At 68.9% G+C, this 22,721-nt stretch carries 17 protein-coding genes; 7 read left to right on the top strand and 10 right to left on the bottom strand.

Translation table 11 applies throughout. The features are described 5' to 3' along the window. Position 1 precedes the first annotated feature (1 nt). Positions 2-1,099 (top strand): phosphotransferase enzyme family protein, encoded by a 1,098-nt coding sequence (locus tag ACH438_RS20335; protein ID WP_397007386.1) that lies wholly within the window; start codon positions 2-4, stop codon positions 1,097-1,099. Here ACH438_RS20335 and ACH438_RS20340 read toward each other — a convergent pair. Together ACH438_RS20340 and ACH438_RS20345 are read right to left on the bottom strand one after the other, a co-directional pair. Then, the gene (locus ACH438_RS20340) at positions 1,076-2,203 is read right to left on the bottom strand and encodes a serine hydrolase (protein WP_397007388.1); all 1,128 of its coding nucleotides are present in this window, start codon (positions 2,201-2,203) and stop codon (positions 1,076-1,078) included. The two genes, ACH438_RS20335 and ACH438_RS20340, sit on opposite strands and share 24 nt — an antisense overlap. A gap of 40 nt (positions 2,204-2,243) precedes the next feature. Then, a complete protein-coding gene (locus ACH438_RS20345; RefSeq protein WP_397007390.1) occupies positions 2,244-3,545 on the bottom strand; it encodes a hypothetical protein in 1,302 nt (433 codons plus the stop codon). 57 nt (positions 3,546-3,602) lie between these two features. Between ACH438_RS20345 and ACH438_RS20350 the strand changes: the two genes are divergently transcribed. After that, complete coding sequence (locus ACH438_RS20350; RefSeq protein WP_397007392.1) at positions 3,603-4,151, top strand: helix-turn-helix domain-containing protein; 549 nt, start codon at positions 3,603-3,605, stop codon at positions 4,149-4,151. Positions 4,152-4,162: 11 nt separating this feature from the next. Here the strand turns inward: ACH438_RS20350 and ACH438_RS20355 are convergent, their stop codons facing one another. The 7 genes from ACH438_RS20355 to clpB all read right to left on the bottom strand — a co-directional run bounded on the left by ACH438_RS20355 (position 4,163) and on the right by clpB (position 12,340). Further along, complete coding sequence (locus tag ACH438_RS20355) at positions 4,163-4,849, bottom strand: lysoplasmalogenase (RefSeq protein WP_397007394.1); 687 nt, start codon at positions 4,847-4,849, stop codon at positions 4,163-4,165. Between the two features lie 8 nt (positions 4,850-4,857). Next, complete coding sequence (locus ACH438_RS20360; protein WP_397007396.1) at positions 4,858-5,916, bottom strand: beta-ketoacyl-ACP synthase 3; 1,059 nt, start codon at positions 5,914-5,916, stop codon at positions 4,858-4,860. Positions 5,917-6,066: 150 nt separating this feature from the next. Beyond that, a complete protein-coding gene (pyrE, locus tag ACH438_RS20365) occupies positions 6,067-6,612 on the bottom strand; it encodes an orotate phosphoribosyltransferase (RefSeq protein WP_397007398.1) in 546 nt (181 codons plus the stop codon). A gap of 8 nt (positions 6,613-6,620) precedes the next feature. Beyond that, positions 6,621-7,448 (bottom strand): SDR family NAD(P)-dependent oxidoreductase, encoded by an 828-nt coding sequence (locus ACH438_RS20370; RefSeq protein ID WP_397007400.1) that lies wholly within the window; start codon positions 7,446-7,448, stop codon positions 6,621-6,623. A gap of 154 nt (positions 7,449-7,602) precedes the next feature. After that, entirely contained in the window at positions 7,603-8,760 is a 1,158-nt protein-coding gene (locus tag ACH438_RS20375; RefSeq protein WP_397007402.1) for a hypothetical protein, read from the bottom strand. A 59-nt stretch (positions 8,761-8,819) separates the two neighbouring features. After that, positions 8,820-9,671, bottom strand: a complete 852-nt coding sequence (locus ACH438_RS20380) for a DUF5666 domain-containing protein (RefSeq protein WP_397007404.1) — start codon at positions 9,669-9,671, stop codon at positions 8,820-8,822. 113 nt (positions 9,672-9,784) lie between these two features. Then, on the bottom strand, positions 9,785-12,340 hold the full coding sequence (gene clpB, locus ACH438_RS20385) for an ATP-dependent chaperone ClpB (RefSeq protein ID WP_397007406.1): 2,556 nt from the start codon (positions 12,338-12,340) through the stop codon (positions 9,785-9,787). A 254-nt stretch (positions 12,341-12,594) separates the two neighbouring features. Here clpB and ACH438_RS20390 point away from each other — a divergent pair, with 254 nt between their 5' ends. The 5 genes from ACH438_RS20390 to ACH438_RS20410 all read left to right on the top strand — a co-directional run bounded on the left by ACH438_RS20390 (position 12,595) and on the right by ACH438_RS20410 (position 21,287). Next, positions 12,595-13,572, top strand: coding sequence for an NADP-dependent oxidoreductase (locus tag ACH438_RS20390; RefSeq protein ID WP_397007408.1), 978 nt, complete (start codon positions 12,595-12,597; stop codon positions 13,570-13,572). A gap of 154 nt (positions 13,573-13,726) precedes the next feature. Continuing rightward, positions 13,727-14,887 (top strand): FAD-binding oxidoreductase, encoded by a 1,161-nt coding sequence (locus ACH438_RS20395; protein ID WP_397007410.1) that lies wholly within the window; start codon positions 13,727-13,729, stop codon positions 14,885-14,887. A gap of 80 nt (positions 14,888-14,967) precedes the next feature. Then, positions 14,968-15,753: an FAD-binding oxidoreductase gene (locus ACH438_RS20400; RefSeq protein ID WP_397007412.1), complete on the top strand. Its 786-nt coding sequence runs from the start codon at positions 14,968-14,970 to the stop codon at positions 15,751-15,753. Positions 15,754-15,831: 78 nt separating this feature from the next. Continuing rightward, the gene (locus tag ACH438_RS20405; protein WP_397007414.1) at positions 15,832-19,935 is read left to right on the top strand and encodes a Pls/PosA family non-ribosomal peptide synthetase; all 4,104 of its coding nucleotides are present in this window, start codon (positions 15,832-15,834) and stop codon (positions 19,933-19,935) included. After that, positions 19,935-21,287 carry a M1 family metallopeptidase gene (locus ACH438_RS20410; RefSeq protein ID WP_397007416.1) on the top strand — a complete coding sequence of 451 codons (1,353 nt, stop codon included), beginning with the start codon at positions 19,935-19,937 and terminating at the stop codon, positions 21,285-21,287. The genes ACH438_RS20405 and ACH438_RS20410 overlap by 1 nt, the downstream gene beginning before the upstream one ends. A 148-nt stretch (positions 21,288-21,435) precedes the next feature. Here ACH438_RS20410 and ACH438_RS20415 read toward each other — a convergent pair whose 3' ends face one another. Continuing rightward, positions 21,436-22,605: a globin domain-containing protein gene (locus ACH438_RS20415; RefSeq protein WP_397007418.1), complete on the bottom strand. Its 1,170-nt coding sequence runs from the start codon at positions 22,603-22,605 to the stop codon at positions 21,436-21,438. Positions 22,606-22,721 lie beyond the last annotated feature (116 nt).

The following is a 22,721-nucleotide window of genomic DNA, read 5'->3' on the forward strand; positions in this document are numbered from 1 at the left end:
GATGACCGATGGCCGCGTCTACGGAATGGGACACGACCCGCTGGTCGAACCCGACTGGCCGGCACTGACTTCCGCCGAGATCGCGGCGGTCGCAGGTGCGGACGCGGTCATCGAATGGCGCAGCCCGCGCCCACTGTCCGCCACGGCCCGCGTCCTGCTGCCGGGCGGACGACCGGTCATCGTGAAGCGGCTGCCGCACGGCTTGCGCGATACCGCCGCGCTCGGCGAGGAACACCGCTTCATGGATCACCTGCGCGCGGGCGGCATCCCGATTCCCGGCGTGGTCCGCACCCTCGACCTCGGCGAATTCACCTACGAGGTGCAGGAATTCGGCACCGGCACCGACCGGTACGAGGGCGTCTTCTCCTGGTCCCCGTACCTCACCCTCGCGGATGCCGCGGCCGCCGGGCGCATGCTGGCCCGGCTGCACCTGGCCGCCGCGGGCTACGACGCGCCCCGCCGCGCCCTGCATCCGCTGCTGGCGAGCTTCACCCTCTTCTCCTCCGCGAATCCCCTTGCCGCCGTGGCACAACGGGCGGCCGAACGCCCCGCCCTGGGCGAGTTCCTGGCGCGACGCGAGTGGCGTTCCGACATCGAGCGGGTACAGCTCCCCGTCCACGAACGCCTGTATCCGCTGCTCCCCGACCTGGAACCGCTGTGGACCCACAATGATTGGCACGGCACCAACCTGCTGTGGCACGGCGCGGACGTCTCCGCCGTCATCGACTTCGGCCTCTGCGACCGCACCACCGCCGTCCACGATGTGGCGACGGCGATCGAACGCTGTGCCGTGGACTGGATTTCGCTGCGCGACGGCGGCGCGGCGCGGGTACAGCTGGAGCAGGTACGCACACTACTCGCGGCGTACGAATCACTACGCCCGCTGACGGCCGCCGAGCGCCGCGCACTCCCCGAACTCCTCCCCCTCGTGCAGGCCGAATACGAGCTCTCCGAGATCGACTACTTCCTCTCGGTGATCCCCGGCGGCAATGAGAAGAACGCCGAAATCGCCTACACCGATTACTTTCTCGGCCACACCGCCTGGTGGACGACCTCCCCCGAGGCCCGCCCGCTGCTACGGCTGCTCGGCAGCCAGTAGCCCGAACGCACCCCGAATCACGGCCTGGCCGTCCAGGGTCACGGCCATCATGTCCAGCGCCGACGCCGGATCGGACATGAGCAGCACGACGGCGAACTCACGACCGTCGACCGCCCGCGCCGAATAGGTGAACGCGCACACGCCGGGCTCGCTGCCGGCCTTGTACCGAACCACCGGGAACACAGCGGAATCCAGATCCAGACCGCCATCGGCACGCGTCAGCGCGTGTTCGATTTCCGGCTGTCCGAGCTGCCCGAGCCCGGCATGGGCGTGGCAGAGGTCCAGCGGCGTGGCGAACCATTCGACCTCGTCGATGCGCCGCGGTGCGGTCCAGTCGCCGGGCATGTCCTGCTTCACCGCGAAGAACTCGCCGGTGGTCATGAACGGGATGTTCAACCGGGGATTCGAATGGCCGAGCAGCGTCAGCTCACGCTCGACCGCGTCCCGGCCGAGCCGGTCCATCAGATGATCGGTGGCGGTGTTGTCGCTGATCCCGATCATCTTGTCGGCGTATTCGGTGAGCGGAAGTTCCGTTCCGGCAGCGAGATTCTGCATGCTGCCGGAGGGCGGGCGCTTCAGCTCCTCGCGGATGGCCAGCGGCTCATCCCAGGCCGCCCGGCCCTCCGCGACGGTTCGGCCGAGCGCGCCGAGGACATACAACTTGAAGTTCGATCCGATGGGCCGGACCGTATCGGCCTCGAGGCCGTGCACGAGGCGGCAATGACCGGACTGGTCGATCTCCGCGGCGGCGAGGCCGATCCGGACGCCGAGCGCGCGCAACTGCTCGTCGAGTTCCGCCCAGGACGTGGGCGGTGCGAGCGCGGCGGCCAGCCCGGTTTCCCGGATCCGGCCCGAGTCGTCGATGCCCACCGTCAACCGGAAGTCACTGCCGCCGCCGCGGACGAGCGCCCGGACGGAATCGCCTTGCGAAGTAATGACTTCCCGCAGCGTCAAGGCGCCGACGGCCGCGAGCCGGGCCCGGAAGCCCGCGGGACCGCCGGTGGCCTCCAGTAGCTCGGGGTTCAGGTGTTCCTGGATCTCACTGTCCGGGAGGGTGGTTCGCTCCGAGGCGCGGAGCAGCCAGTCCAACTGATTGTCGATCATGGGTTTGCCTTTCAAGTTTCTGCAATCGACAGGGAGACGGTCAGCGGCCGAAGGCTTTTCGCACGGCGGCGAGCGGACCGCGGCGACCTGCGCCCACCCAGTCCGCGATATCGGCGATGACGGCCGGGTCGACGTGATTGGGCTCTTCGTACTGCGCGGGCGTGGAAGGTCCCGTGCCCGGGAAGAACATGTGGTCATCCGCGGCGTAGGTACGGAAGGCGGCATTCGGCCGATCCGCCAGCGCTGCCTGCCAGCCGGGCAGATCTTCGGCGACGGTCACCTGATAGTCGCGGGCGCCTTGCAGGACCAAGATCGGTATATCCAGTGACGCAGTGGTTTTCGCCTGGTCGTAGGCGCGCAGGTCCAGCCAGTAGGAGGCGGGCCAGCCGAAGAGCAGCTCGGTAGCCGGGGTGTCGGGCGTCAGGCCGGGGCTGTCGGTCGCCTCGGCCTGACGGATGAACGCGTCCGCGGCGGCGCGGGTCGTGGGATCCGGGTCGGGGCCGGCCAGGTACCGGGCGGCGCGGATGGCCGAGTAGGGCATGGACACCGTGTCGCCCGCCATGATCACCAGTCCGGCCACGGCCGGTTCGGCCGCCGCCACCCGCGGTACGGCCTTGCCGCCGCCGCTGTGGCCCGCGAGGAAGACCCGCTCGGGATCGATCCGCTCATGCTGCCGCAGGAAGCACACCGCGGCAATGGCGTTCGGCAGATACTCGTCGACCATGGTGAAGCCGGGGCGGGTCGCCGATTCGGGGTGCACGCGGGTCGATTTGTCGTAGCGCAGGACCGCGACACCGCGGGTGGCCAGACCCCAGGCCAGGTCCTTGAACGGCTTGTTCGGGCCGACGGTCAGATCCGCGTCGACCGGCCCCGAAGACACGAGCACGACGGCCGGGCAGGGCCCGTGCCCGCGGGGCAGGGTGAGGGTGGCGGGGACCTCGGATTCGGCTGGGCCGAGGGTGATTTCGTGTTCGGTCAGCTTGCGTTCGCTCGCGTAGCGCGGGGGCGTCCAGGTGGCGGGCGGGGGTGCGAGGCGGAAGCCCTGCAGCGCACCGGTGTCGTCGACCGCGACGACAAGGGTCATGCCGCCGTGCTCGCAATGGACCGGGATGCCGACACGGGTCAGGCCGCCCGCGATCGGCTCGGTGCGTGGTTCGCCCAGTTCTGCGACTGCGCCGATTTTGGCGAGTTCGCTCCGCCAGGACACCCGGACGGTTTCGGCGCTCACGGCGGCGCGGAGGTTCGGGGCGAAGAGTTTTTCCAGGTCGTCGAATTGTTCGTCGCGGCAGTAGGCGGCCACGGTGGCCCCCACGGTTGCCGGATCGGTGGTCGATGTCATCATCGGCTCCAACCTTTCTCGTACTTTGAGAACGGTAGCAGTGTATGAGAACGTTGGGAAGTGGGACCACTGGAACTGCTGTCACACCCGGTGCGGATGCGCATCCTGCACGCCTTCCGCGGCCGGGACACCTTGACGACGGCCGAACTCGGCACACTCCTGCCGGACGTGTCCAAGGCGATGCTCTACCGGCACGTGGACACGCTCGCGAGCGCCGGCATCCTCGAGGTCGCGGAGGAGCGGCGGGTGCGGGGCGCGGTGGAAAGGCACTACCGGCTACAGCCGGCACGCACCGTGGCCGCGAACGTCGAAGCGCTCGAATCATTGTCGCCCGACGATCACCGCCAGGTGTTCGCCACCGCCATGACCGTGCTGATCGCGGAGTTCAACGCCTACCTCGACCGCGAGCACGCCGACCCCGTCGCGGATCTGGTGGGCTACCGCCAGCACGGAATGTGGCTCACGCACGAGGAACTCGCGGAGCTGGAAGCCGAACTACGGCAGGTGATCCTGCCCCGGCTGGCCAATCAGCCGACGCCGGAACGCGGCCGCTACCTGCTCAGCCCGATCATCTTCCCGGCGGAAGCGCCGACCGGCGAGAACGGCTGAGCCGCAACGACTCAGCGATGCGCGCGCGGATCCGCCAGCAGGTACTGTGCGGCGGCGTAGGTGCCGAGGATGACGCCCTCGGTGATGCGCCGCGAACGCGGACCGCGCGCGAAGACGCGCCGCAGCACGATCAAACCGTCCGACAGCGTGAACAGGGTCGCACCCAGACCGAGGCGGCTGCACGGATCGGCATTCGGAATATTCAGGCCCGCAATATTTTTCGCGTCCGGAGCCAGACCGGGATCGGACGCCAGCGTGGCCGCCGTCCCCAAGGTCGCGCCGTACGCGGTCAGCGGCACCGCGACACCCGGAGCCTCGAGCCGCATCAGCGTCGCCGCTCCGAGCCACGCGGCAAGCCGCGGCCCGGCGATCCGCGCGCGCGGACGACCCCCGCGCCGCCACCACAGCCACGAGTACCCGGTCTGCATGAGCGCGAAAGACGAAGCGCCCGCTACCAATCGGCGATCATCGTCCGGATCGATCAACAGGATGTCCCCGACGGTCGCCGCGGCGAGCGATCCGAGTAGTACGGACCGGTGCGCGGCATCGAGTTCCTGGCCGTTTGCCACCACGTCCGCCGCCAGCAGCGGCATGAGCAGAGGCTTTGCGGCCCACTGCAATTTCTCGCGGCCGGTGACCGCGCCGAACACGGTCACCGCCGCCGCACCGGCGAAGGCGGCGCGAAATGGTCTCGCCATGCTCGGGCTCAGAAGCTGGGCTCGGCCGGGGCCGGCGGCAGCACCGCGACCTGGCCCGCGTAGGACAGGCCCGCGCCGAAGGCGAGCAGCAGCGCCAGCTGACCGCCCTTGGCCTTGCCGGTGACCAGCATTTCCTCCATGGCCAGCGGAATCGAGGCGGCCGAGGTGTTACCGGTGTTCTCGATGTCATTGGCCATCGGGATCTCGTCGGCGAGCCCGAGGTTCTTCTTCATGAGCTCGTTGATGCGGGCATTGGCCTGGTGCGGGATGAACACCTCGATGTCCTCCTTGTGCACGCCGGACATCTCGATGGCGCTGGACAGGGCGCGCGGCAGCGTGACCGCGGCCCAGCGGAACACCTTCGGGCCCTCCATGTGCAGGGACATGCGGCCGACCGGTTCGACGGCCGGGTCGGTGCCCTGCAGCCGCTGCGCCTTGTTCATGAATTCGAGGAAGTCCACGTCCTGCGCGATGGCTTCGGCGTTCTCGCCGTCGGAGCCCCATACGGTCGGTGAGATGCCGTTCTCGTCGGCCGGGCCGACCACGACCGCGCCGGCGCCGTCACCGAAGATCATGGCGGTGCCGCGGTCGGTCGGGTCGAGACCGACGGTCATCGTTTCCGCGCCGATGACCACGATGTATTCGGCCGAGCCGGATCGGATCATGTCGGCGGCGACGCCCAGGCCGTAGCCGAAGCCGCCGCAGCCGGAGGTGAGGTCGAAGGCCGGGATGCCGTTGATGCCCAGGTCGGAGGCGATGGTCGGCGCGCCGTGCGGGGTGAGCTTGAGCCAGCTGGAGGTGCACAGGATGAGTGCGTCGACCTTGGATCGGTCGATGCCGGTGTTGTTCAGCGCCCGGTCGGCCGCGGCGACGGCCATGCTGCGCAGGGTCTCGTCGCCGCTGATCCAGCGCCGGTTGTGGATGCCGGTGCGTTCCCAGATCCATTCGGGCGTGGATTCCAGGACCTCGCATACGTCGGCATTGCTGACTATGCGCTTGGGCCGGTAGGCGCCGATGCCGAGCATCGCAACATTCTGATGACCCTTGTTGATTGCAATGCTCACCACAGGTGACTCACACGACCCTTCACAACATCATTGTCGGACGTAAGACCAGGACCCAGGCTAACCCAGAGCTAGGGTTCAGCCCAGGGCAAAGTCCTGCTAACCGCACAGTAAGGACATTTGTCCCGACTATCGGAAAACGCGCGGTGCGCGCTACCCGAGCGCCAGATCCTTCAGGCCGAGAATCGACCGGTACTCCAGGCCCTCGGCCGCGATGATGCCGTCGGCGCCGGTTTCCCGATCCACCACGGTCGCCACGCCCACCACGATCGCGCCCGCGTCCCGGAGTGCGCGCACCGCGGTCAGCGGCGAGTTGCCGGTCGTGGTGGTGTCCTCCACCACCAGCACCCGCTTGCCCACGATGTCGGGGCCCTCGATCTGCCGCTGCATGCCGTGCGTCTTGGCGGCCTTGCGCACCACGAAGGCGTCGATGGGCCGGCCGGGCGCGTGCATGACGGCCGCCGCGACCGGGTCGGCGCCCATGGTGAGCCCGCCCACCGCGTCGAAGTCCCAGTCGGCGACCAGTTCGCGCAGCAGCTTGCCGATCAGCGGCGACGCCTCGTGGTGCAGGGTGGCCCGGCGCAGGTCCACGTAGTAGTCGGCTTCCTTACCCGAAGACAGGGTGACCTTGCCGTGTACGACGGCGAGGTCGCGTACCAGTGCGGCCAGTCTGTCCCGGTCGGTCGTCGTTACCTGCATTGCTGTGTCTATGTCCTTCCGCGCGCGTTGAAAATGCCTCTGTTCAGGCGGGTCTGCACGGACCGCGGGAGCAGTCCGGCGACCGCTGCGATCGCTTTGTACTGCATTCCGGGCACGCTGATCACCCGGTCTCTCTCCAGATCACGCAGCGAACCGGCCACCACCTCGTCCACATTCAGCCACAAGGGTCGTGGCGCGGCGGCCGGATCCAATCCGGCCCGCTCGTGGAATTCGGTGCGGACAAGTCCCGGGCACAAAGCCTGCACCCGGACCCCGGTCCCGGCCAGCCCGCCTGCCAGCCCTTGCGAGAAGGATACGACGTACGCCTTGGAGGCCGAATAGGTCGAGCCCCGTCCCGGAATCAGCCCGGCCAGACTGGCCACATTCACGACCGTGCCGTTGGCGGCGTGCAGCATGGGCGGCAGGGCCGCGCGGGTCAGCTGCATGACGGCGGTGACGTTCACATCGAGTTGGGACTGCAGGTCGCCGGGGTCGAGGGTCCAGAATTCGCCCGCGGTCCCGAATCCCGCATTGTTGACCAGGAATTCGACGCCCCGGCCGAGTCGTTCGCCGACCCGCTCCCGGTCGTCCGGTCGCGCCAGGTCGGCGGGCAGCAGCTCGGCCCGCGCCCCGTAGTGCACTTCCACTTCGTGCGCGAGTGCGGCGAGCCGATCCGCATCGCGAGCCACCAGCACCAGGTCGTATCCGAGCGCGGCCAGCCGGGTGGCGTAGGCCTTGCCGATACCGGAGGTCGGCCCGGTGACCAGGGCCACCGGCCGATGCGCGCCGGGCAGGCGCACGGCGCCGGCGGGATCGCCGGGAGAACGCTCGGTCATCGCGGACTGCCTATCACTCGCACGACAGGGAACCGGTCGGCGATGACCGTGACTGCGCCCCCATTCTGGTCCCTCGCGGGCTCAGACATGCGGAATACACGCGCAAAGAAAAAACCCCGGATCACCGGTACAGGACTGGGATCCGGGGTGCGGGTCACCTCGGGGTCGGTCCCTGGTAGGGACGGAACCCCGGATGGAAGGGGCCGCCGGGCGGGGCGCTGCGGCCCTGGTCCTTGCGCCAGCCCTCTTCCGGTTCCCGATCGGGATCGGGTTCCTCGTCGGGCCAGTCGTCCGGATCGTCGTCGCGCCAGTCCTCTTCGCGGGCGAGGGTGCGCTCGTTCGCGGGCACGCGGTCGCGGTCGTCGTCCGCGGCGCGGTCGGCGTCCTCCGACTCCCAGTCGTCCTCTTCGGGAGCGGGCGGCCAGTTGCGGCGCGGACGATTGCGCGGGTCCGGCACGACTTTCAGTGCGGGACGCCAGGATTCGGGTTCCTCGTCCGGTTCGCCGGCGCCGGCGATATCGCTGACCAGCGGGGAGCCGTAGTCATCCGCATCGTCCGGATGCGCGGCGCGGACGCGCGCGGCCGGGACCCGGTCGTCGTCGCGGTAGTCGCCGTCCTCGTCGTAGCCGTCGTAGTCGTCGTCCTCCGGAAGCGGGTGCGAGCGACCGGGTTCCGGGAGTTCGTCGCGACCGCGTTCGGAGCTGATGACCGGCGGCAGCACGTGCAGCAGGCCGGACAGCCGCAGCACGGCGTCGATGGCCATCTCCCAGTCCTTGGCGACCGCGCCCACCGGCAGCATGCCGAGCGTCCAGTTGCCTTCGGACCACAGCTGTTGCACGGTGTCGGGCAGCGATTCGATGAACGCCACCATGCGCTGATCCACGGCGTGCCGCGCGATATCCGGATTGGTGGCGAACACCACCCGGTCCCCGATGGCCCCGAGCAGTTCGAGGTCGTGGTCCTTCGGCGGCGCAGCCGTTTTCAACCGCAGGTCGATATCGATGTCCGAGCCGATCTGCCGGCGCACCGCGACCAGGGTGGCGGCGTCCTCCAGATCGAACAGCACGAACTTCTCGCCCTTGCGGTTACCGGAGACCACGTCCACCGCGGACAGGTAGCCGAGTTTGGCGAGCGCGCCGCGCCGCCAGGTGGAGGCCAGCGCCGGTTCCACCGAAACATAGGTGTAGCCCTGGGATTTCGCCCAGACCTGCCGCACATGCCCGGTGCGCTGCCGTTGCAGCCGATCGAAATAGAGCAGCACGATAGCGCCCACCAGCGCAATCGCGGCCAGCCCGAACCATATTCCCGTCATCGCCGCCTACCCTATCCAGCCGGACGATCGATTGCCCGCTACGCCTGCGGTTTTGCCGTTCATCGGGTCGGCACCGCGGTGCTGATGATGACCTTCGCCTGGATCGACCCGTCGGGGTTCTTGTCGCCCTGCACCATCACCATGTCGCCCACCTTGAGGTCCGCGACCTTGCTGCTGGCCAGCGAGATCACCTGCGTGTTGTCGTCGGTGTGCACGGTGACCGTCTTGCCCGCCATGGTGGTTAGGCCGATGTTCTTGCCGTCATTGCTCGCGATGGTGCCCATATTGGCGCCGAGCTGGTCCAGGTCGCCCAGACCCGGAATGGTCGGCACGCCGCTGGGTAGCGGCACCACGGAGGTATTGCCCGGATACCCCGGCACCGGATACAGATTGGTCCGCGAGGTGCTGGTCGAGGAGGCACTGTCCGAGGAATCCTTGTGCGCCAGCAGCGCTCCCACGAGCACGCCCACCACGGCCACGAGAACCAGTGCGCCGAGCCCGATCCCGATCCACAGGCCGGTCTTGCGCGGCGGCTGCGGCGGCGGGGGCTGCTGCGGGAATCCGGCGGGCACGTAGCCGCCGCCCGGCGGCATCCCGGGCCCGCCCGGCCCGCCGGGTGCGGCCGGATATCCGCCCGGCGGATAACCGCCGCCGCTGGGGAAGCTCTGGGTCGGCGCGTACCCCGCGCCGCCGGCATAGCCCGCGCCGCTGTCGTAGGTGGCCGTGGGCGGGTATTCCACACCCGCGCCCTGCCCGGCGCCGGCACTCGGCTCGTACGCACCCCATTGCGCGTCGGCCGGCGGCATCACCCGAGTGGGGTCCTGGCCCAGCGGTTGCCCGAAATACTCGGTCGGCCCGTCCCCCGGGTCACCCTCGGGCCGCCGCGACCACGGATCGCTCGGATTAGTCATGCCCACCAGGGTAGGCGGAAGGGCTCGGTCCAGCCGCGAACTCGACCGCGCGGTGTGGAAACCCCGGATATGCGAAACGCCGCATCCAGCATGGATGCGGCGTTCGCTGCCGGTCAGCGGCCGACTATGAGGGTGTCGCCGTCGGGGCTGACATTGACCTTCACGGTGTCGCCGTCCTGCACCTCACCGGCCAGCAGTTCCTTGGCGAGGGTGTCGCCGATGGCCTGCTGGATGAGGCGGCGCAGGGGGCGGGCGCCGTAGGCCGGGTCGTAACCGCGCACGGCCAGCCAGAAACGGGCCGAGTCGGAGACGTCCAGCTTCAGGCGGCGCTGGGAAAGGCGCTTCTGCAGCTGGTTCAGCTGGATGTCCACGATCACTTCCAGCTGCTCCTCGTCCAGGGCGTGGAACATCACGACGTCGTCGAGCCGGTTCAGGAATTCCGGCTTGAAGGCGGCGCGCACCCGGTTCATGACGAATTCCTTGTCGCCGCCCGCACCCAGATTGGAGGTCAGGATGAGGATGGCGTTGCGGAAGTCGACCGTGCGGCCCTGGCTGTCGGTGAGCCGGCCCTCGTCGAGCACCTGCAGCAGGATGTCGAAGACGTCCGGGTGGGCCTTCTCGATCTCGTCGAAGAGGACCACGGTGTACGGCCGCCGCCGCACCGCCTCGGTGAGCTGCCCGCCCTGGTCGTAGCCGACATAGCCGGGCGGCGCGCCGACGAGCCTGGCCACCGAGTGCTTCTCGGAGTACTCGCTCATGTCGATGCGGATCATGGCGCGTTCGTCGTCGAACAGGAAGTCCGCCAAGGCCTTCGCGAGCTCGGTCTTACCGACACCTGTCGGTCCGACGAACATGAAGGATCCGGTCGGCCGGTTCGGGTCGGCGACGCCGGCCCGCGCGCGGCGCACCGCATCGGACACGGCCTGCACCGGTTCCGATTGACCCACCACGCGGCGGCCCAGTTCGTCCTCCATGCGGAGCAGCTTCTGGGTTTCGCCTTCGAGCATGCGGCCCACCGGGATTCCGGTCCACGCCGACACCACCTCGGCGATATCGTCGGGCCCGACCTCCTCCTTGAGCATGACGTCGCCGTCGGCGGCGGTCTTCGCCTTGGCTTCGGCCTCGGCGAGTTCCTTCTCCGCCTTGGGGATTCGCCCGTACCGGAGTTCGGCGGCCTTGCCCAGGTCACCGTCGCGTTCGGCGCGCTCGGATTCGCCGCGCAGCGCTTCCAGCTGCTCCTTGAGCCCGCTCACGGAGTCGATGGCCTGCTTCTCGTTCTGCCAGCGGGTCATCAGCTGGTTGAGCTTCTCGCGGTCGTCGGCGAGTTCCTGGCGCAGCTTCTCCAGTCGCTGTTCGGAGGCCTCGTCGGTTTCCTTGGCGAGCGCGACCTCCTCGATCTCGAGGCGCCGCACCGCCCGCTCCACCTCGTCGATTTCCACGGGGCGGGAATCGATTTCCATGCGCAGCCGGGAGGCGGCCTCGTCGACCAGGTCGATGGCCTTGTCCGGCAGGAACCGGGAGGTGATGTAGCGGTCGGACAGCGTGGCCGCGGCGACCAGCGCGGAGTCGGTGATCCGCACGTGGTGGTGGCTCTCGTAGCGTTCCTTGAGCCCGCGCAGGATGCCGACGGTGTCCTCCACCGAGGGTTCGCCGACCAGCACCTGCTGGAACCGGCGTTCCAGGGCCGGGTCCTTCTCGATGTGCTGCCGGTATTCGTCGAGGGTGGTGGCGCCGACCAGGCGCAGTTCCCCGCGCGCCAGCATGGGCTTGATCATGTTGCCGGCGTCCATGGCGGATTCGCCGGTGGCGCCGGCGCCCACGATGGTGTGCAGTTCGTCGATGAAGGTGATGATCTGTCCCGCAGAGGTTTTGATCTCCTCCAGGACGGCCTTGAGCCGTTCCTCGAATTCACCGCGGTACTTGGCGCCGGCCACCATCGCGCCCAGGTCGAGCGAGACGAGTTTCTTGCCGCGCAAGGATTCCGGGACGTCGCCCGCGATGATGCGCTGGGCCAGGCCCTCCACGATGGCGGTCTTGCCGACGCCGGGTTCGCCGATGAGCACCGGGTTGTTCTTGGTGCGCCGGCTCAATACCTGGACCACGCGCCGGATTTCGGTGTCGCGGCCGATGACCGGGTCGAGTTTGCCGTCGCGGGCGGCGGCGGTGAGGTCGGTGGAGTACTTCTCCAGCGCCTGGTAGCTGCCTTCCGGGTCGGCGGTGGTGACGCGGGTGTTGCCGCGCACGGCGGTGAAGGCCTCGCGCAGGGCGTCGGCGGTGGCGCCGTACTTCAGCAGTAGTTGCGAGACATCCGAGTCGCCCGCGGCCAGGCCCACCATGAGGTGTTCGGTGGAGACGTACTCGTCGCCCATTTCGGTGGCGAGCCGCTGGGCGGCGGTCACCGCGGCGAGTGCCTCGCGGCCGAGGTTGGGGGTGGTGGTCGCACCGGTCGCGCTGGGCAGCCGGTCGACGATGTCCTGCGCCTCGCGTCGCACCGGTGCGGAATCGACGGCGACGGCCTTGAGCAGGGGGGCGGCGATGCCGTCGGTCTGATCCAGCAACGCCACCAGCAAGTGAGCCGGACGGATCTCCGGATTGCCCGCGGCGGAGGCCGCTTGCAGGGCGGCGGTCAGGGCCGCCTGGGTCTTGGTGGTGGGATTGAACGAGTCCACAGTCACCTTCCTACTAGTCGTTTTATCTCTGCAACGCGGTGAGAGTTGAGTCTGTTCCGCTCAAGTCTGACTAGTTTCGGGCGCATACGCCAGAGCCGAAGGCCACCAATCACGCTACGCGTAGCATGAGGCCATTCGTTGACGCATCACCCTGCAGCTCACACAACTCTCGTGGCTCGCGGCTCCACCACCCAGCGCCGTGGGCAAGCCCCTGAAACCCCAGGCACGCGAGTTGTCCCGAACGAAGGAGCCCTATGCGCGCGATCGTCGTTCCCGAATTCGGCGCCCGCCCGGAGCCTGCCGATATGCCGAAGCCCGCGCCCGGGCCCGGTCAGGTGCAGATCGAGCTCGAGGCCGCGGGCGTCAATCCCTTCGACAAGCGCATCATCGACGGGTTCCTGAAAGATCGGATGCCGCACGATTTTCCGATGATCCCCGGTGTGGACGGGGCCGGATCCATCTCGGCGGTCGGCGCCGGGGTGCACGATTTCCAGGTGGGTGAGCGGGTGGTGGGGAAGTTCCTCATTCCACCGGTCGGGCACGGGACGTTCGCCGAATTCATCGTGGTGCCGGTCGATTCCGCCATTGCCAAGGTGCCGGACGAGGTGACCGCCATCCAGGCGGCGGCGCTGCCGACCGCGGGCATCACGGCGCTGGACCTGGTGCACGCGGCGAAGCTCGGCAAGAACCAGACCGTGCTGGTGGTGGGTGCGGCGGGCGGCGTCGGCTCCTATCTGGTGCAGCTGGCCGCGCTGGCGGGCGGGCACGTGATCGCCACGGCCCGGCCGGACGACACCGATCGCATGATCCGGCTGGGCGCGGCCGAGGTGGTGAACTACGGGCGCATGACGGTCACGGACTCCCCGACCCATGCGGAGGCGAGTGAATTGTCGGTGGCCGATTCGGTGCGCATCACGGTGCCGGGCGGCATCGATGTGCTCTTCGATCTGGTGAGCCCGCCCACCGGGTTCGCCGGCAATCTGAGCGTGGTGCGCGACGGCGGAGTGGCCTTCACCACGGTGGGCTCGGCGGACGACGCGGCGACGGCGGCCCGCGGCATCACCGGTGGTAACTTCCAATCATCCGGCGGCGCAGCCGAATTGCGAGAACTGCTGCGGCACGTCGGCAACGGTGACCTGGTGGTGCCGATCGACGCGACACCCCCGCTGGAAGCTGCTCCGGATGTCATAGGCGCGTCCGGTGCGCGGGGCAAGACGGTACTCGTAATCTGAACGACGAGTTCCGCCTCACCCCTCCCAGCGGCTTAAATCCCCCAGCCTCGGCTATATCCGTGCGACCACCAGGTTTTAAGGGATACTTGTCGAGATGGACCGCCCGGAACCAGGCGTGTCCGCTTGACAGCACACGAAAGGAAAGCTCGACGTCGTGGATGCGCGTTCTGCAGCGCTGGTCCGCGCAAACTTCCGGACAGTCGTCGAAGCCCCCCAGGGGCCCGAACGACTGATCAGCGCGTTCTACGGTCATCTTTTCGCGGAGATCCCCGCCCTGCGGGAATTGTTCCCCCCTGCCATGGACATGCAGCCCAAGCGGCTCGTGACCGCCATCCAGTTCGTACTGGACAACCTGGAGGACTGGGATCGGGCCCAGCGCTTCCTGGAACAGCTGGCGCGCGATCATCGCAAGTACGGGGTGGAGGCCGCCCACTACGACATGGCCGGGCGGGCACTGCTGGCCGCGTTCCGCAGCTACAACGGGCAGTCACAGTGGACGCGTCAACTGGAGGCGGGCTGGCGCGACATCACCATCCTGATCTCGGCGTCCATGGCCATCGGCGCGAATTCCGATAAGTCGCAGCCGTATTGGGAGGCGACGGTGGTCGGGCATCGGCGGGTGGTGGACGATCTGGCCATCGTGCGGCTGCAGACGGATGCGCCGATCCCGTACCAGGCCGGCCAGTACGTACCGGTCGCGATTCCGCAGCGGCCCAAGATGTGGCGGTATCTGTCCCCGGCCATTCCCACCAATCCGTACGGGGAGATCGAATTCCATGTGCGCAAGGTGCGTTCGGGCTGGGTGAGCCCGGCCATCGTGAACGAGGCCCAGGTGGGTGACCGCTGGATGATCGCGGCGCCGCTGGGCGGGCTGCACGTGGACCTGCGCAGCCGCCGGGATGTGCTGATGATCAGTTCGGGCACCGGTATCGCCCCGCTGCGCGCGCAGTTGATCGAGATGGGCCGGCGCGGCATCAATCCGCGCGTGCACCTCTTCATGGGCGGCCGCTACCCCTGCGACCTGTACGACGTCGAGAACATGTGGCAGCTCTCGCAGAGCAATCCGTGGCTCACGGTGATCCCGGTGTGCGAGAACGAAACCAACCCCTGGTGGCATCCCTATCCCCCGGCCGATCCCCCGTTCGGCATGCACCGCCGCCTGATCGGCAATCTGGGCGCGGTGGTCGCCAGCTTCGGCGCGTGGGCGGACCGCCAGATCCAGATCGCGGGTTCCGCCCGCATGATCGCCGACACCAAGCGGGCCCTGCTCGCGGTCGGCACCCCGGAGTCGAGCATCAGCGCGGATCCGGTGTAGCGAGGGATGTTCCGGGCCGGTCCGCGGTGACCGACCCGGAAGATGGTGCGGTACCAGTTTTTTCGACGATCGGAGTGTGTGTGACTCTCGGCCCGGACGAGACCGGCGCGCTGGCGCTCGGCCCCCAGACGGAGTGGACGGCGACCGTGGTCGGCGCACACCGGTTACGGGAGGACACCACGGTGGTGCGGCTGATCGGCGAGTTCGTGCCGTTCGCGGCCGGGCAGTCGGTGGAGGTGCGGACGCCGCAGCATCCGAGCATGGTGCGGCGCATGTATTCGGCGCTGCCGCCGTCGCTGGACGGGAAGCTGGAGTTCCATGTGCGGACGGTGCCGGGCGGGTGGTGCAGCGGGTCCATCGTCTCGGATACCCGGGTGGGTGACGAGTGGCGGATCAGTGCGCCCGCGGGCTGGCTGGCGGTGGATCCGGATGCCACGGATGTGGTGATGATCGCCGATGCGGTGGGGCTGGCGCCGATGCGGTCGCTGCTGCTGGATATCGGGCGCCGGCCGGAGCCGCCGCGCACCCATCTCTTCGTGGGCGCGCGCTATCCGCGCGATCTGTACGCGGCGGACATGCTGTACCTGCTGACCGGTGAAATGCCGTGGCTCACGGTCGTTCCCGTGGTGCAGGACGAATACGACCCCGATTGGCCCGACCAGTGGTACGAGAGCTGCCGGGTGGATCTCGGCTTCCATCCGGAGGAGACGTTCGCCGGCACCATCGCCGATATCCCGTCCCGTTTCGGTCCGCTGACCCATCATCACGTGGTGGTCTGCGGCCGGATCGCGGCGGTGCAGGCCACGGTGGAACACCTGGTCGCGACCGGAACGCCGGTCGAGGCGATCCGGCACGAAGGTTTCTGAACGGGGTTCACTGGACGGACGGCCAGGGTTCATACCGTCGTGGGCGGAGCTGCGACTACTGCCGGGTACCGTGGGCAAATGTCCACCGTGGAGTTTGCCCCGCTGTTGCGTGCCTCTTCGGCGCCGCCCGCGCGCACGCTGGTCGATATTCTGGCCGCCACGACGGCCATCCACCCGGACGCGCCCGCCGTCGATGACGGCGAGACGGTACTGAGCTACGCCGAGTTGCAGATCGAGATCGAGGCCGGGGTGCAGCGGCTGGTCGCGGCGGGCGTGCGCCCGGGTGACCGGGTCGGGATCCGGATGCCCTCGGGTAGCTACGAGCTGTACGTCATGATCCTCGCGGTCCTGCACGCGGGCGCGGCCTATGTACCCGTGGACGCGGACGATCCGGACGAGCGGGCCCGACTGGTCTTCGGTGAGGCCCGGGTGACGGCCATGGCCACCGGCGCGGGCATCGAGAGCTCCGGCACGGCGGTCGGCACGGCCCCGACCACCCCGGTCGCACCCACGCCGGACGACGACGCGTGGATCATCTTCACCTCCGGTTCCACCGGTACGCCGAAAGGTGTTGCGGTGACCCATCGCAACGCCGCCGCCTTCGTCGACGCCGAGGCCCGGCTGTTCCTGCAGGGTGATCCGATCGGCCCCGGGGACCGGGTGCTGGCCGGCTTGTCGGTGGCCTTCGACGCCTCCTGCGAGGAGATGTGGCTGGCCTGGCGGCACGGGGCCTGCCTGGTGCCGGCGCCGCGCGCGCTGGTGCGGACCGGCGCGGATCTGGGCCCGTGGCTGGTGCGGCGCGAGATCAGCATCGTGTCCACGGTGCCCACGCTGGCCGCGACCTGGCCCGCCGAGGCCCTGGACGGGGTGCGGCTGCTCATCTTCGGCGGCGAGGCGGTCCCGCCGGAACTCGCGGAACGCCTTGCGGGCGGCGGTGATCGGCCCGAGGACGACACCGACGACGAACCGGACGACCGCGCTGGACGCATCGGCGGCAGCGCGACGCCGGTCGCCGGCACCGCGGTACGCACGGGCAGTGACGCCGTGCGGATGGACGGCAGCGCACCGCTGCGGGCGGGCCGCCCGGGTCCGGCGGCGGATGAGGACTCGGACGACGGGCTCGGCCTCTTCGTGCGGCAGAACGGCACCGCCGAAGGGCCGGTGCAGCGCGAGGTGTGGAATACCTACGGCCCCACCGAGGCCACCGTGGTCGCGTGCGCGGCCCTGCTGGACGGCCGCATGCCGATCCGCATCGGGCTGCCCCTGGACGGCTGGGACCTGACAGTCGTGGACGCGGCCGGAAATCCGGTGGGCGAGGGCGAGACCGGGGAACTGGTCATCGGCGGCGTGGGCCTGGCCCGCTATCTGGATCCGGCGAAGGATGCCGAGAAGTACGCGTCGCTCCCGTCGGTGGGCTGGGAACGCGCCTACCGCAGTGGCGATCTGGTGCGCAACGAGAGTGCGGGCCTGGTGTTCCTGGGCCGCGCCGATGATCAGATCAAGCTCGGCGGCCGCCGCATCGAGCTCGGTGAGATCGACAACGCGCTGCAGCATCTGCCCGGTGTGACCGCGGCGGCCGCCGCCATCCGGACCACCAAGGCGGGCAACAAGATCCTCATCGGCTATCTGACCGGCCCCGAACCCGGGTACGACCTGGCCGCCGCCAGAGCGATTCTGGCCGAACAACTTCCGGCCCCGCTGGTGCCGCGGCTCGCGGTGGTGGCGGATATGCCGACCCGCACCTCGGGCAAGGTGGACCGCGACGCGCTGCCCTGGCCGCTGCCCAAGACCGCGGCCGCCGAGGCCGAGGCCGGTTTCACCGAGACCGAGAAATGGGTTGCCGGGCTGTGGGATTCGATCCTGGGCGCCGAGGTGACCGATCCGAAGGCCGACTTCTTCGATCTGGGCGGCGGTTCGCTGGCGGCGGCGCAATTGGTGGCCGGACTGCGGGAGCGGAATCCGCGGATCACCGTCGCCGATCTTTACGACCATCCGCGCCTCGGGGCGCTGGCCGCACTGCTGGATTCGAGCGGCCCGGCGGCCGTGGTGGTCGAGCGGACGGTGCGGCCGGTGCCGTTGCGCGCGCAGTTGTTCCAGGTGCTGGCCACGATTCCGCTCACCACACTGACCGGTCTGCAGTGGCTGACCTGGCTGGGCATCGTGGGCAATATTGCGGCCTGGTCGGGTTCGCTGCCGTGGCTGCCGCATCTGTCGTGGTGGTGGGCGCTGCTGGCTTTCGCCCTGTTCATTTCCCCGCCCGGCCGGATGACGCTGTGCGTGGTGGGCGCGCGGCTGCTGTTGTCCGGAGTGCGGCCCGGCTCCTATCCGCGCGGCGGGCAGGTGCATCTGCGGTTGTGGACGGCGGTGCGGTTGTCGGAGGCGAGCGGCGCCGAGAACCTGTCCGGCGCACCGTGGATGGTGCCGTTCGCGCGGGCGCTGGGCGCGCGCATCGGTAAGGGTGTGGACCTGCACACGCTGCCGCCGGTGACCGGCATGCTGGAGCTCGGCGACGGCTGCAGTGTGGAACCGGAAGTGGATCTGGGCGGGTTCTGGATCGACGGTGATGTCGTGCACATCGGCCCGATCTCGATCGGCCCGGGTGCGGTGGTGGGTGCGCGGTCGATGCTGTTGCCCGGCACCAAGATCGGCCGCAATGCCGAGATCGCGCCCGGCTCCGCGGTGGCCGGCAAGGTCAAGGCCGAGCAGGAGTGGGCGGGTTCCCCGGCGGTGAAAGTCGGTAAGGCCCAGCATCGCTGGCCCGAGGAGACCCCGGCGCGCGCCTCGCACTGGGTGGCGATCTTCGGTGTGACCTCCATGGTGCTGGCCGCCGTGCCGATCCTCGGCTTGGGTGCGGGTGGTCTGTTCCTGGCCTGGTGGATCCGTGACACCACCACGCTGGCAAGCGGATTCGCGCGCGCCATCGCCATTCTGCCGCTGGCCATGCTGATCAGCCTGGGTGTGTACGCGCTGGTGACGGTGATCGCGGTGCGGCTGTTCGCGATCGGCCTGACCGAGGGGCATCATCCGGTGCGCAGCCGGGTGGGCTGGCAGGTGTGGTCGACCGAGCGGCTGCTGGATGCCGCCCGTACCTTCCTGTTCCCGCTGTACGCGAGCCTGCTGACGCCGATGTGGTTGCGGCTGCTGGGCGCGAAGGTCGGTAAGCGGGTGGAGGCGTCCACCGTGCTGTTGCTGCCCAAGTTCACCACGGTCGCCGACGGCGCCTTCCTGGCCGACGACACCATGATCGCCAGTTACGAACTGGGCGGCGGCTGGCTGCGCATCGGTGACGCCAAGGTCGGCAAGCGCGCCTTCCTCGGTAATTCCGGGATGACCGCGCCGGGCCGCCGGGTGCCGAAGAACGGCCTGGTGGCGGTGCTGTCCGCGGCGCCGTCGAAGGCGAAGGCGGGGTCGTCGTGGCTGGGCAGTCCGCCGGTGCGGCTGCGGCGGGCCGCGGAAAGCGGTGATACGGCGCGCACTTTCGATCCGCCGCTGCGGCTGCGGGTGGCGCGCGGGGTGGTGGAGACCTGCCGGTTGATTCCGGTCTTCGTGACCTTCGCCATCGGCCTGGGTGTGCTGTTCGCGCTGGCGTGGCTGGCGCGCAACCTCGGTCACCTGCCCGCGGCGCTGCTCAGCGGTCTGGTGCTGTTGTGCGCGGGCGCGATCGCGGGCGCGGCCTCGGTGGTCGCGAAATGGCTGCTGGTGGGCCGCATCCGGGCCGAGGAGCATCCGCTGTGGAGTTCGTTCGTGTGGCGCAACGAGGTGGCCGACACCTTCGTGGAGCATGTGGCGGCGCCCTGGTTCGCGCGCGCCGCGACCGGTACGCCCGTGCTGAACCTGTGGTTGCGTGGACTGGGTGCGAGGATCGGCCGCGGGGTATGGTGCGAGTCCTATTGGCTGCCCGAGGCGGACCTGGTGACCCTCGGCGCCGGCGCGACCGTGGAACGGGGGTGTGTGGTGCAGACCCATCTCTTCCATGACCGGATCATGGCCATGGACACCGTGACCCTCGGCGCGGGTGCGACATTGGGCCCGCACTGTGTGGCGCTGCCCGCGGCGAGCATCGGGGCGGGCGCGACCGTCGGCCCGGCGTCGCTGGTGATGCGCGGCGACAGTGTGCCGCCGTCGACCCGCTGGTGGGGTAATCCGATCGCGCCGTGGTCCGGTGCAGAATCGGGTGTCTGATGACCGATAAATCACTCGACGCGCCCATCGACGATTACCTGCCGCAGAACGGGAACCGCGGCTACCGCGTGTCCCGGTACGACCTGACCCTGGTCTACAAGGTCGCCGCGAACCGGCTGGCCGGCCAGGCGGAGATCACCGGCACCACCACGGGGGTGCGGGAGCGGTTCGCCCTGGACCTGTCCCCCGCGCTGGCCGTCTCCAAGGTGCTGGTCAACGGCGCGAAGGCGGCGAAGTACTCGCACCAGCAGGGCAAGCTGATATTCCAGCCGCGGCAACGGATTCCGGCGGGCGGCGCGCTGGTGGTGAACGTGCACTACACCGGTTCCCCGAAACCGGTGCGCGGCCCGTGGGGCGAGGTGGGCTGGGAGGAGCTGACCGAGGGCGCGCTGGTGGCCAGTCAGCCGAACGGCGCGGCGTCCTGGTTCCCGTGTGACGATCACCCGAGTTCCAAGGCCAGTTACCGGATTTCGATCACCACCGACTCGCCCTACTACGCGGTGGCCAACGGCACATTGGTGCGCAAGCAGACCAAGGCCAGCCAGACCACCTGGGTGTACGAGCAGCCCGAACCCATGGCGAGCTATCTCGCCACCATCCAGATCGGCCACTACCGCAAGGAAACCCTGCAGGTGCCGCGGCGCGCGGTGCCCATGCAGGCGGTGCTGCCGCCGCATCTGCACACCAACTTCGAGCACGATTTCGGCCGGCAGTCGCAGATGATGCGGGTCTTCGCAGAGAAGTTCGGGCCGTACCCGTTCGCGGGTTACACGGTGGTGGTCACCGATGACGAACTCGAGATTCCCATCGAGGCCCAGGGCATTTCGGTGTTCGGCGCGAATCACTGCGACGGCCGCCGCGGCTACGAGCGCCTGGTCGCGCACGAGCTGGCGCATCAGTGGTTCGGCAACAGCCTCACCATCCGGCAGTGGCGCGATATCTGGCTGCACGAAGGATTCGCCTGTTACGCGGAATGGATCTGGTCCGAGGCGGGCGGCGGGCCCACCGCCGATCAGCTGGCGCGGGCCGCGCGGCACACGCTGTCGCGGCAGCCGCAGGACATCGTGATCGGAAATCCCGGGCCCACCCGCATGTTCGACGATCGCGTCTACAAGCGCGGCGCGCTCACCCTGCACGCGCTGCGCCTGGAACTGGGTGACGAGGCCTTCTTCGACCTGCTGCGCACCTGGACCGAGCGGTACAAGCACTCCTCGGTGAGCACGGACGAATTCGTGATCCTGGCGGCACATTTCAGCAAGGAGCCGCTGCGCCCGCTGTTCGAGAACTGGTTGCGCAAACCGGGCCTGCCGCAGTTGCCGCCGCAGCACGATCTGGCCGACTCGCCTGCCTGATATCGGCACCCTCATGGTTCGCGGCCGTCTCGATTCTGGACTGACTGGAGCGGGGGAGCGAAGCGGAGGAGCGTAGGGAGGGAAGAATCGAGACTTCCAGGCCGCGAACCCGCCCCCGGAGCGAAGCGGAGGGGGCAGAAAATACAGCTCAGAAAAGCGGATCGTGGCGGATGTTCCCGGTGGGTGTCCCCACGGCCATGAGACGGAACTTGGTGGTCTGCACCATCGAGGGCGAGCCCACGATCTGTACGTCCCGGTCTTCCCAATTGCCGTGCGCCGCCACGATCTTCCCGATCTGCCCGACCTGCCGCGGCTGCAGGCCGGGCAGGTCGATGGGTTCCTCGGCGGAATCGAAATGCCACCACGGGTTCTCGTCGCTCTCGGTGACCGGGGTGACGGTGAGCCACTTGTTGGCGCAGGCCAGCTGGCTGAGCACTTCGAGATCGTAGAGGTCGCACGGGTAGTGGCCGCCGACGAACAGGTCCACCTTCGGGTTGGAGCGGCGCGCGGTCATGGCCATGAGCTGGGCGCGCAGCGGCGCGATGCCGGTGCCGCAGCCCACCATCAACATCTTGCGGCGGGTATTGCGCGGCACGCCGAGTCCGCCGAGCGGGGATCCGATGAGCCACTGTTCGCCGACGCGGGTGTGCCCGACCATGGCCGGGCTGACCCAGCCGCCGGTCACGCCGCGAATGTGGAATTCCAGTTCGCCGGCGGCATTGGCGGGGATGGCGGGTGAGAGGTATCGCCACATGCGCGGGCGGGAGGGGATCTGCACGCTCATGTACTGGCCGGCCGCGTATTGGAGGGGCTGATCCAGCGCCAGGCGCACGATGGCCAGATTGCGCAGTACCTCACGGTGTTCGATGACGGTGCCGGTCCACACCGGCGGGGTGGTCTCCTGGTCGGCGGCCGTGATCATGGTCTCGGCGATGACGGTGATGCCCTCGTCCCAGGCCCGGCTGATCTCGTCGGTCCAGAGTTCGGTGCCGGCGTAGGCCTCGAGTGCGGACTTCAGCGATTGCCCCACGGCCGCATAGTGTTCGGCGACGACGCCGTACTTGCGATGATCGCGGCCGAGCTGAGCGAGGAAGGGCAGCAAACGATCCGGGTCCTCCAGCCGGTCGACGCAGTAGGCGATGGCCTTCACCAGCCGATCCCGCTGGGCGTCCAGGGCCGCGGGAAAGAAATCGCGGACTTGCGGGTATTGCGTGAAGAGGATGGCGTAGAAAGAACGAGCGAGTTTCTCGGAGCCGCCATCTTCCGCAGCAACCGCCTTGAACGTCGTTCTAATCAATGCGACGGTCCGCGAATCCATATGTGTCACAACCCCATTTCGCACTCGAACACAAGCGGAGGCGGCGAGTGCAGTGCTGCGGGACACTCGACAGCAGCCGTTGCCAAGCAAGTGTAGGGCAGGTTTGCCAGCAACGG

Origin of the sequence: Nocardia sp. NPDC020380 (assembly GCF_044386975.1) — a bacterium.
Classification (GTDB): Bacteria; Actinomycetota; Actinomycetes; order Mycobacteriales; family Mycobacteriaceae; genus Nocardia.